The following is an 11,027-nucleotide window of genomic DNA, read 5'->3' as shown; positions in this document are numbered from 1 at the left end:
ATCCAGTCATTCATGGCTGGGCCTTAAGAATGATGAACGGCACAAACACGCAAACTCAAGTTAGAGACCTATAGCGTGCAACGTTATAGGATCAAGTGACTAAGTGCACATGGTGGATGCCTTGGCGATCACAGGCGATGAAGGACGTTGTAGCCTGCGAAAAGCTGCGGGGAGCTGGCAAACAAGCTTTGATCCGCAGATGTCCGAATGGGGAAACCCACCCTCGCAAGAGGGTATCACACACTGAATACATAGGTGTGTTGAAGCGAACCGGGTGAACTGAAACATCTCAGTAACTCGAGGAAAAGAAATCAACCGAGATTCCGGTAGTAGCGGCGAGCGAAACCGGAGCAGCCGTGACGATTTAGCATGTTGTATAACCGAAGGCCCTGGAAAGAGCCGCCGTAGCAGGTGATAGCCCTGTAGGTGAAATACAGTATGTGGAACTAAGCGTCAGACAAGTAGGGCGGGACACGTGAAATCCTGTCTGAAGATGGGGGGACCATCCTCCAAGGCTAAATACTCGTGATCGACCGATAGTGAACCAGTACCGTGAGGGAAAGGCGAAAAGAACCCCGGAAGGGGAGTGAAATAGATCCTGAAACCGTGTGCATACAAACAGTAGGAGCCTCTTTATGGGGTGACTGCGTACCTTTTGTATAATGGGTCAGCGACTTACATTCAGTGGCAAGCTTAACCGAATAGGGAAGGCGTAGCGAAAGCGAGTCCGAATAGGGCGATTTTAGTCGCTGGGTGTAGACCCGAAACCAGGCGATCTATCCATGGTCAGGTTGAAGGCACGGTAACACGTGCTGGAGGACCGAACCCACTAATGTTGAAAAATTAGGGGATGAACTGTGGATAGGGGTGAAAGGCTAAACAAGCCTGGAAATAGCTGGTTCTCTCCGAAAACTATTTAGGTAGTGCCTCGCGTATTACTGCCGGGGGTAGAGCACTGTTATGGCTAGGGGGTCATTGCGATTTACCAAACCATGGCAAACTCCGAATACCGGCAAGTACAGCGCGGGAGACAGAGCACCGGGTGCTAACGTCCGGACTCAAGAGGGAAACAACCCAGACCGCCAGCTAAGGTCCCTAAAACGGGCTAAGTGGGAAACGAAGTGGGAAGGCTTAGACAGTCAGGAGGTTGGCTTAGAAGCAGCCATCCTTTAAAGAAAGCGTAATAGCTCACTGATCGAGTCGTCCTGCGCGGAAGATGTAACGGGGCTAAGCCAGTTACCGAAGCTGCGGGTGTATATCTTCGATATACGCGGTAGGAGAGCGTTCTGTAAGCCTGCGAAGGCAGATTGTAAAGTCTGCTGGAGGTATCAGAAGTGCGAATGCTGACATGAGTAGCGATAAAGGGGGTGAAAAGCCCCTCGCCGTAAGTCCAAGGTTTCCTGCGCAACGTTCATCGGCGCAGGGTGAGTCGGCCCCTAAGGCGAGGCAGAGATGCGTAGCTGATGGGAAGCTGGTTAATATTCCAGCACCGTTGCAGTATGCGATGGGGGGACGGATTGCGAAAGGTTATCGGGGTGTTGGAAGTCCCCGTTGCTGCACTATAGAAGGCGCTTTAGGCAAATCCGGGCGCGTAATTCAAGGGTGTGGCTGAATAAGACTTCGGTCTTAAACTAATCGGAAGTGGTCCCAAGAAAAGCCTCTAAGCTTCAGTACTGCACGACCGTACCGCAAACCGACACAGGTGGACGGGATGAATATTCCAAGGCGCTTGAGAGAACTCAGGAGAAGGAACTCGGCAAATTGATACCGTAACTTCGGGAGAAGGTATACCCTGGTAGTGTGATGGGCCTGCGCCCTGAGCATGAAGGGGTCACAGAGAATCGGTGGCTGCGACTGTTTATTAAAAACACAGCACTCTGCTAACACGAAAGTGGACGTATAGGGTGTGACGCCTGCCCGGTGCCGGAAGGTTAAGTGATGGGGTGCAAGCTCTTGATCGAAGCCCCGGTAAACGGCGGCCGTAACTATAACGGTCCTAAGGTAGCGAAATTCCTTGTCGGGTAAGTTCCGACCTGCACGAATGGCGTAACGATGGCCACACTGTCTCCTCCTGAGACTCAGCGAAGTTGAAGTGTTTGTGATGATGCAATCTACCCGCGGCTAGACGGAAAGACCCCATGAACCTTTACTGTAGCTTTGCATTGAACTGTGAACCGGCCTGTGTAGGATAGGTGGGAGGCGTTGAAACCAAGTCGCTAGATTTGGCCGAGCCAACCTTGAAATACCACCCTGGTCTGTTTGCGGTTCTAACCTTGGCCCGTTATCCGGGTTGGGGACAGTGCATGGTGGGCAGTTTGACTGGGGCGGTCTCCTCCCAAAGCGTAACGGAGGAGTTCGAAGGTACGCTAGGTACGGTCGGAAATCGTGCTGATAGTGCAATGGCATAAGCGTGCTTGACTGTGAGACTGACACGTCGAACAGGTGCGAAAGCAGGACATAGTGATCCGGTGGTTCTGAATGGAAGGGCCATCGCTCAACGGATAAAAGGTACTCTGGGGATAACAGGCTGATACCGCCCAAGAGTTCATATCGACGGCGGTGTTTGGCACCTCGATGTCGGCTCATCTCATCCTGGGGCTGTAGCCGGTCCCAAGGGTATGGCTGTTCGCCATTTAAAGAGGTACGTGAGCTGGGTTTAAAACGTCGTGAGACAGTTTGGTCCCTATCTGCCGTGGGCGTTGGATACTTGACGGAGCCTGCTCCTAGTACGAGAGGACCGGAGTGGACGTACCGCTGGTGTATCGGTTGTCATGCCAATGGCATTGCCGAGTAGCTATGTACGGAAGAGATAACCGCTGAAGGCATCTAAGCGGGAAACTCGTCTGAAGATTAGGTATCCCGGGGCCTAGAGCCCCTGAAGGGTCGTTCGAGACCAGGACGTTGATAGGCTGGGTGTGTACGTACAGTAATGTACTTAGCTAACCAGTACTAATTGCCCGTGCGGCTTGATCCTATAACCTTGCAGGTTAACGTGATTCAAGTGCCGTTCAAACAAATTGAAAGTCTGCCCTAACCCGGCAGCAACAGCACCGCTAAACAACGCAACCCAACACTGCAAAACATAAGTACTCACCATCGTGTGTGATGCATCACGCACCACACGTTGCTTCTTCCACGATTGGCCCAGGTTGGCCTAAGCAGTTCACCAGCCCAGGCAACAAGTTACGCTTGACGACCATAGCGAGGTGGTCCCACCCCTTCCCATCCCGAACAGGACCGTGAAACACCTCTGCGCCGATGATAGTTGATTAACGTCTGTGAAAGTAGGTCATCGTCAGGCTTTTATACCAAAACGCCCCGCAACTCTTCGTTGCGGGGCGTTTTACTTTGTGCGCGCTCACAGCCGCCACCTGCGGCCGCCCGATAGGGCTGCATACCGGCGGGGCGAATGATAAACCCGCGGCAAGCAGGTCACAGCCTGCACAAGTAATGCGCAACGGACAGGGGTTCAGGAGCAGCTCAGGCGTACGATCGACGCTCATCTCAACCTGCTGGCGATGCTTCCAAGCTGCGTCGCCTCACACCGTCTTGCACAACCGCAGCAGTTGGGCTGTTTCATACACCGGCAACCCCATCACGCCACTGTAGCTGCCATTGATGTTCACAATAAAGGCCGCGGCTTTCCCCTGGATGCCATAACCACCCGCTTTGCCCCAGGGTTCGTCGCCGCTGGCATATTCTTCGATCTGATGAGCAGATAGTGTGTCGAACGTCACCTGTGTCGTGCTAAGGTGTTCATTTACGACACCCTTCAGCGTTAGCGTAACGGCAGTCTGGACCAGATGTGTTTTTCCTGAAAGACAGCCTAGCATGTACTTCGCGTCTTGTATCGATTCAGGTTTCCCCAGAATCCGACCATCCAGCGATACGGTTGTGTCGGCGGTGAGTATGGGGTAGCGTGGCAACTTGTTTTGTTCTATCCATGAGTTGGCCCGAATAGCTTTATCGAGCGCAGTTCTCTTTACATAGTCCTGAGGGCTCTCGTCGGGCAGACGAGGCTCATCCTCACCCTCTGGTGCAGGAACTGTCAGGATGACGTGATCGACACCCATGTGAGTCAGAATTTCGTGTCGTCTTGGGCTGGCCGAGGCCAGGTAGATACGCGGTATACACATTTATTTATTCAGCGCAGACAATGCGCATGCTGTTGGTTGCTCCGTCGTTGCGACGGTCACCTTTTGTGATGATGACCCAGTCGCCTTTTCTGATCAGGCCTTGTTCGACCAGTACGCGCACCGCAGTATCACCGATTTTTTCATGAGCAACCGCTTCCGCATCAAAGGGCAGGGCATAAACGCCTCTGAACAAAGCGACGCGCCGTTCAGTTGCGATATGTGAGGTATAGCAATAGATCGGTATGCCCGATCGTATTCTGGACATGATCAGCGGGGTGTGACCACTTTCAGTAAGGCTGACAATGGCCTTGATGCCATGGAAATGGTTGGCGGCGTACATGGCCGATAGCGCAATGGTTTCGTCACAGCGCTGGAAGCTTTCACCCAGGCGATGTTTTGACTGTGTTGTACCTGGCTCCTGCTCGGCACCCAGGCAAATACGTGCCATGGCGGCTACCGCGTCTACAGGATATTGACCGGCAGCGGTCTCTGCTGAAAGCATGACGGCATCGGTGTAGTCAAGTACGGCATTGGCCACATCTGACACCTCGGCACGAGTAGGTAAACGGCTGGAGATCATGGATTCCATCATCTGTGTTGCTGTTATGACCAGCTTGTTCAGTGTCCGGGCATGCAAAATGATCCGTTTCTGTATGCCAGCCAATCGGGCATCGCCAATTTCAACGCCCAGGTCACCGCGCGCCACCATGACCCCGTCGCTGGCCATGATCAAATCATCCAATGCCGCATCGTCAGCTACGGCTTCTGCACGTTCAATTTTGGCAATAACCCAGGCGGAACTGCCTGCTGCTTCAAGTAACTCACGGGCTTTGCTGATGTCGTAGCCATACCGAGGGAATGATACCGCCACGTAATCAAGTTCAAGGTCGGCAATGGTCTTGATATCGGCCTTGTCTTTATCAGTAAGGCTGGGTGCGGAAATGCCCCTCCGCGTCGATTGATGCCTTTGTTGTTGGATAAGGTGCCGCCTTGCGTAACAGTGGAGTACACAGCATGGTCGTCAACCCGATCCACTTGCAAGACAACACGGCCATCGTCAAGCAAAAGTTCGTCGCCCGGGCGACAATCATGGACCAGGCTCGGGTAATCAATGCCAACGATCCGATGGTTGCCCTCGTCGCCAGGATGCAGGTTTGACAAGATGAAGGGTTCACCTTCAACCAGTTCAATCTCATTGTGTGTGAATCGCGCGATGCGGATTTTTGGGCCTTGAAGGTCACCCATGATGGCCACACGTCGCTTGTGGCGCGCGGCAATATCACGGATCAGTTCAGTGCGTTGTCGGTGATCTTCTGGTGAGCCATGCGAAAAATTCAGGCGAGCGACATCCATGCCCGCAAGAATGAGCTTTTCAATGACTTCTGGACTGGAACTGGCCGGGCCAATGGTGGCCACTATTTTGGTACGTCGTTTTTGCATGATCGGGCACTGGTATCAGGCCCGATGATAAGGATGGTTGGTCGTGATGGACCAGGCGCGGTACAACTGTTCCGCCAGTACCACCCTGACCATCGGGTGGGGTAATGTCAACGATGACAGGCGTATCAGGCTATCACATCGCTGCTTCAGTTGGCTATCGAGGCCATCTGGACCACCAATCAAAAATACAACGTCTTGACCATTGGAGCGCCATTTCTCAAGCTCTGCGGCCAGTTTCATGGTGGTGAGATCGCGACCGTGTTCGTCAAGGGCGACAAGAAAAGCGTTTGACGGAATTGCTGCGTCGATGCGCTGGGCTTCAGCTTGCATCATTTGGGCGGGTGTCTTTCCACTGGTGCGCGGTTCAGGTTTTACTTCGCGTAGTACCAGTGTGCAGTCGGCAGGCATACGCTTCGCGTAGTCTTGCCAGGCCTCCTCGACCCAGCGCGGCATGCGTACTCCTACGGCAATGACAACGAGTTTCATTGATCAGTGTGTTTCCAGGATGCGCGACAGCCTGTCAGAGATTTCCAGGGCCAGTCGCGAAGGGCGGTGGAAAAGGATTCGGGGGTGGTGTGGATGAAACCGACAAAAAGTTCGGACGAATTTGCATTCGTCCGACGATGTTCAAGTATGGTGTATTGCTCCACCCTGCAAGTATAGCGGATAGCTGTTCCGATACCGGGAAAGCCGTTCTGAAAGAAGGATTGTTGTTCTGATAGCGGGGTTGATGACAGTCGTGTTTTATACCTGGGGTGCCTAAGTCGTTGATAATAGGGTTGTGGGCATCTGGCTGGGAAGTGGGTAGGCCAGAGATTCCGGTGCCTGGTGTTCTGGGGTCGATAGCCTGCCTTTGCGATGTGCAGGTTCAGGGCGTAGCACCCGGTCAAGTATCAAGTTTTCAAGCGCTGCCAATTCTGCGTTATGCCGCACCCGTGGGCGTTCTTGCGCGATTGGAAGGTCGAGCCCAATCCCGCCGTCTTCCATCAGAATTACCCTGTCGGCAACGGCCACCGCTTCGCTGATATCGTGCGTGACCAGGATGACGGTGAAACCATGCTGTTGCCAGAGTGTTTCGATCAGTTGTTGCATCTCTATTCGTGTCAGGGCATCCAGGGCACCCAGGGTTCATCCAGCAGCAGCAGGCGCGGGCGATGAACGAGTGCACGAGCCAGGGCAATGCGTTGGCGCTGGCCACCGGAAAGACGGGCTGGCCAATCGTGTGCACGGTCTTCAAGGCCGACTGCCGTTAATGCGTCAAGCGCATGATGCCGCTGGCCTGAGGGTAAACCCAGGCAGACATTGTCAAGGACCGACTTCCAGGGTAGCAAGCGTGCATCCTGAAACATCAGACGGACCTGATTTTTGACAGTGGCGAGCAATTGGCCGTGATCTGTTCCGATGTGACCGTTAAAATCAGGATCAAGACCTGATAGCAGCCGCAGCAGCGTGCTTTTCCCGCAGCCGCTGCGTCCGACGATTGCTACAAACTGTCCTGCGGGAATCGCGAGATCGAAATCACGCAAAATGGGCCGGTTTCCAAAGTGCTTCTGAAGACCTTTCAGGTGAAGACCCAGTCCGGTTAACGTGTGGTTAATCATATCGTTTCCTTTACGAGGGCTGGAAGGCTGGATGCCATTTAAGCCAATGGTATTCAAGCTTGCGGGCCGACAGATCGGCAACTTTTCCAAGCAGTGCATAGGTCAAAATCGCAAAAATGACGATGTCGGTTTGCAGAAATTCACGTGCGTTCATGGCCATGTAGCCGATACCCGCTGTGGCCGATATGGTTTCTGCGACGATCAGGGTCAGCCACATGAGCCCCAGAGAAAAGCGGATGCCAATCAGAATTGAAGGCAAAGCGCCGGGGAGAATGGCCTGTCTGAAAAGTGTCCAGCCCGAAAGGCCATAATTGCGAGCCATTTCGACCAGATTTCCATCCACGTTTTTGATGCCGTGATATGTGTTGATGTACACAGGGAAAATGGTACCTAGCGCGACCAGAAAGATTTTTGCGCTTTCATCAATGCCGAACCACAAAATCACCAGGGGATCAAGGCCAGATGGGGAATATTGCGTACCATTTGCATGGAGCTGTCAAGAAACAGTGCGTTCCAGCGGGAGAGGCCTGTTAAAAGGCCTAACAGTAAACCGGCGCCGGCACCGATGGCAAAGCCGGCCGCCGCTCGCCCTGTGCTGACGATCATATGCTCCCAGAGCTCGCCGGTGACGGCAAGGTGCCAACCGGTTTCCAGCACTGTAGTCGGGGCGGGCAGCAAGTGGCTTGCAACCAGGCCGGTTGCAACAACCAGTTCCCATAGCAACAAGAGTGAAACCGGCAGTACCCATGGGGCTACGCGCACCAGCAGGCGTCGAGGCAGGGTGTTTTTCGTGTGCATGTTTCACAACCCCGTGATTTGCCATTGTTCGACCGCGAGCGGCTCACGGATCAATCTTTCGTCGAGCAAGAATTGGCTGACATGATGCAGTTGCTGCAAGCCTTGCGGCGGGTAGGCCTCATAAACGAATTGGGAAACCGGATGAGAGGCACGAACGACGCTTTCCGGAAAGCCGCTGGCCTTGGCATGGAAGGCGTAATAGGCATCCGGGTCGTTACGGATATCATTCAGTGCGGCCTGTCGCGCGCGCAACAAGGCAGCCGCCAGTCCCGGAGCGCGTTTCAATGCTTCATCAGATGCGGTAATCAGCGATGAACCCGCCAGGTGAGGATGATGACTGGCCCGATCCAGGACGGGAAAGCCGCGCTCTGCCAGCAGTGGGCCCATGCCGATGGGTGCGGCAAACGCTGCAACCGCATTCTTTTCCAGGGCGGGGCCGCCATCTCGCGGCAACATGTAGACAATCTTGGTCGATTTGAGTATTCCGGCTTCTTTCAGGCGACCAATGACATACCGGTGCATGTACGAGCCCAGCGCGACTGCGACAGTCTTGCCTTCAAGCTGCCTGATATCGGTGACACCGTTTTGCGGTGTCAGGAGCCAGACATCCATGCCGATCTGGTCGAAACCGATCAGCTTGTTTTTCAGGCCGCGGGCCACTGGCCACGATGGATGGGGTATCGCCATAGATGCCAACGTCCACCGATCCGGCGAAGAAGGCTTCGTTGAGGTCCGGTCCATTGGCAAAAGTATGTGTTGTCACGGTCGTGTACCCCAGCGGAGCGATCTCGCGCTGCAAGTGATTGTTGGCCAGTGCCCAGCCGGTTACGTTGACCAGCGCCGGAGAAGGGCCGATATATCCGATACGCAAAGGCGTGTCGGCCGACTTTGCAATCGTCATTGCGGGTGCCAGCAGGCTCGCTGTCGCAGCCAGGACGGCTTGAAGGATGCTGCGGCGATTTTGTATAAAAGATTCAGTTTTTTCATGATCAGTGGGCGCGTAGGAGTAATTCGAAACTGCTGTCGATGGCTGCGGTCGGCTTCAGGCCCTTGCCCCAGCCGATGGACCGTTTGTAGCTGCCCATGAGGGCCAGGACGTTTTCGTCCCCTTCCGTTTGAGGAGCCGGCGCATCTGCAACCGGGGCGACAAACAGCGCGTCTTCAGGGCAGTACAGTTCACACATGAAACACGTTTGGCAATCATCCTGGCGGGCAATCGTCGGAGGTTTGCCCTGGACAATGTCAAAGACATTGGTCGGGCACACTTTCACGCAGATATTGCAGGCGGTGCAGCGTTCGGCACTGACGATTTCAATCATGTCGGCTCCAGCTCAGGGTGTGGTTCAGAGGCGATACTCTTCGATGTTTGCGACGCTGTCGACGTGGCTGGCACCGGGCTTGACGCCACGTTTACGGTGACAGGATCATTCACTCTGGCGGTGCCGGTCCATAGTTCGTTCAGACCTCCGCATGTCACACGGTGCTGTTGTTGCGGATCGATCGCCGTAAAGTCACGGCGTCGGTGCATGCCTCGGGTTTCGTTGCGTGCCAGGGCACTGCGGTACATCCATCTGGATGTGGCGAGCATGGCTGCAGCTTCACGTGCCTTGACGATATCCAGGGCCGTGCCAATCGGTGTACCGCTGGAAATGCTGTTCCAGAGTGCGTCAAGTCGATCTAACGACTCTGTCAGTTCATCGCCCTGACGCGTCCAGTTTCGCGTGTAGGGGAATACTTCAGCCTGCACTTGCTGGATGACTTCCTTGGCAGACCAGGGCCGGTGGTTCGTGTTCGGCAAACCTGTTCGCCCGGCACGCCAGATTTCGCGGTTTGAGGCGGCTTTGGTTTGTGTGCTGTAGCGGGCCGCACCTGCTCCGGCCCAGAAACCGGATGACAACGCCCAGGCCGCGTTATAGCTACCACCACCCGTGAACCCCCGCATATCAATTCGCGGGTTGCCGCATCACCGGCTGCATAAAGTCCGGGCACATTGGTTGCGCAGTCATCAGAAATGACATTCAAGCCGCCGGTTCCCCGGACGGTTCCTTCCAGCCGTAGCGAGACCGGAAAAAGATCGGTGAATGGATTGATCTGCCGGCGGTCGAACGAGACAAAAAGTTGGGCTGCGCGGTTCGCATCCAGGACTGGATCTGCGGATCCGCACGGTCGAGTCGGGCGAAGACAGGTTCTGTTTGAAGGCGTTGCGCGATGATGCCGCGTCCGCGGGTCGAGCCTGCACCTTCAATCAGCTGCCCACTGGCGTCGTAGAAGTTTGCCCAGTTGTAAAACAATGACTTGGTGACGGACGAAAACGCGGGACCGAGTCCGTAGGCATTGGAGAACTCCATGCCCGACAGTTCGGCACCTGTTTCTGCAGCCATTAAAAGACCATCACCTGTCAGGACATTGCAGCCCAGTGCACGGCTCAGGAATGCGCATCCACCTGCGGCAATGACGACGGCACCGGCATGGATGCCCCACGTTTCTCCGTTCAGGCGATTGATTCCGGTTGCTCCGCCTACCGAACCATCTTCGTGTACCAGCAACTCCAGTGCGGGGCTGTGGTCCAGGATTTTTACGCCGGCAGCTTTGGTGCGTTTGCGCATCAGGCGCATGTATTCCGGACCTTGCAGCGAGGTACGTCGTTCTTCGCCGGAGTCGTCGATGGGGAAGGGATACCCCCACTCTGCCAACTGGTGGATGTTTGTCCAGGTCTGCTCAAGGACCCGGTCCATCCAGACATGCTCAGCCAGCCGGCCTCCCATTTCGTAGCGACTGGCCTTTGCTTTTTCACGGGTGTTGCGGTCGGGGTTGACGTACCAGACGCCTGTCCCCGAAGGTGCGGTGGCTCCCGATGTTCCGCAAAATCCTTTGTCGACAAGAATGACGCCGGCCCCGTTTGCGGCGGCGCTAATGGCTGCCCATGTGCCGGCTGGTCCGCCACCAATGATCAGGACATCGGTTTTATGGGTGCGGTGTGTGTCGCCGATGTATCGGCGAAGACCCTGTTTTCGCGGTGTGTTCATCGCGCCTCCCTGGTGCTGTGATTGAC

General features: G+C 55.0%; 4 protein-coding genes, 2 rRNA genes and 4 pseudogenes. 2 read left to right on the top strand and 8 right to left on the bottom strand.

Going from position 1 to position 11,027, the window contains the following annotated elements:
* Positions 1–89 precede the first annotated feature (89 nt).
* Positions 90–2,974: ribosomal RNA gene (locus N7E01_RS01235) — 23S ribosomal RNA — on the top strand.
* A gap of 214 nt (positions 2,975–3,188) precedes the next feature.
* Positions 3,189–3,301: ribosomal RNA gene (gene rrf, locus N7E01_RS01230) — 5S ribosomal RNA — on the top strand.
* Between the two features lie 238 nt (positions 3,302–3,539).
* Here the strand turns inward: rrf and N7E01_RS01225 are convergent.
* The 8 genes and pseudogenes from N7E01_RS01225 to N7E01_RS01190 form a co-directional block, all read right to left on the bottom strand.
* The gene (locus N7E01_RS01225; protein ID WP_289174210.1) at positions 3,540–4,136 is read right to left on the bottom strand and encodes a Maf family protein; all 597 of its coding nucleotides are present in this window, start codon (positions 4,134–4,136) and stop codon (positions 3,540–3,542) included.
* Positions 4,137–4,140: 4 nt separating this feature from the next.
* A pseudogene (pyk, locus tag N7E01_RS01220) lies at positions 4,141–5,576 on the bottom strand (pyruvate kinase).
* A 15-nt stretch (positions 5,577–5,591) separates the two neighbouring features.
* Entirely contained in the window at positions 5,592–6,062 is a 471-nt protein-coding gene (rlmH, locus tag N7E01_RS01215) for a 23S rRNA (pseudouridine(1915)-N(3))-methyltransferase RlmH (protein WP_289174207.1), read from the bottom strand.
* A 273-nt stretch (positions 6,063–6,335) separates the two neighbouring features.
* A pseudogene (locus N7E01_RS01210) lies at positions 6,336–7,177 on the bottom strand (ATP-binding cassette domain-containing protein).
* Positions 7,178–7,187: 10 nt separating this feature from the next.
* Positions 7,188–7,975: pseudogene (gene ssuC, locus N7E01_RS01205) on the bottom strand (aliphatic sulfonate ABC transporter permease SsuC).
* A gap of 3 nt (positions 7,976–7,978) precedes the next feature.
* Positions 7,979–8,662: an ABC transporter substrate-binding protein gene (locus N7E01_RS01200; RefSeq protein WP_289174204.1), complete on the bottom strand. Its 684-nt coding sequence runs from the start codon at positions 8,660–8,662 to the stop codon at positions 7,979–7,981.
* A 302-nt stretch (positions 8,663–8,964) separates the two neighbouring features.
* Complete coding sequence (locus tag N7E01_RS01195) at positions 8,965–9,294, bottom strand: 4Fe-4S binding protein (protein WP_289174200.1); 330 nt, start codon at positions 9,292–9,294, stop codon at positions 8,965–8,967.
* Positions 9,291–11,001 (bottom strand): annotated as a pseudogene (locus tag N7E01_RS01190) (FAD-dependent oxidoreductase). Before N7E01_RS01190 ends, N7E01_RS01195 begins: the two are co-directional and overlap by 4 nt.
* Positions 11,002–11,027 lie beyond the last annotated feature (26 nt).

It is taken from the genome of Neopusillimonas aromaticivorans (assembly GCF_030344915.1).
Taxonomy (GTDB): domain Bacteria; phylum Pseudomonadota; class Gammaproteobacteria; order Burkholderiales; family Burkholderiaceae_B; genus Neopusillimonas; species Neopusillimonas aromaticivorans.
The sequence above is the reverse complement of the archived record's forward strand: the minus strand, read 5'-3'. Positions and strand labels throughout refer to the sequence as shown.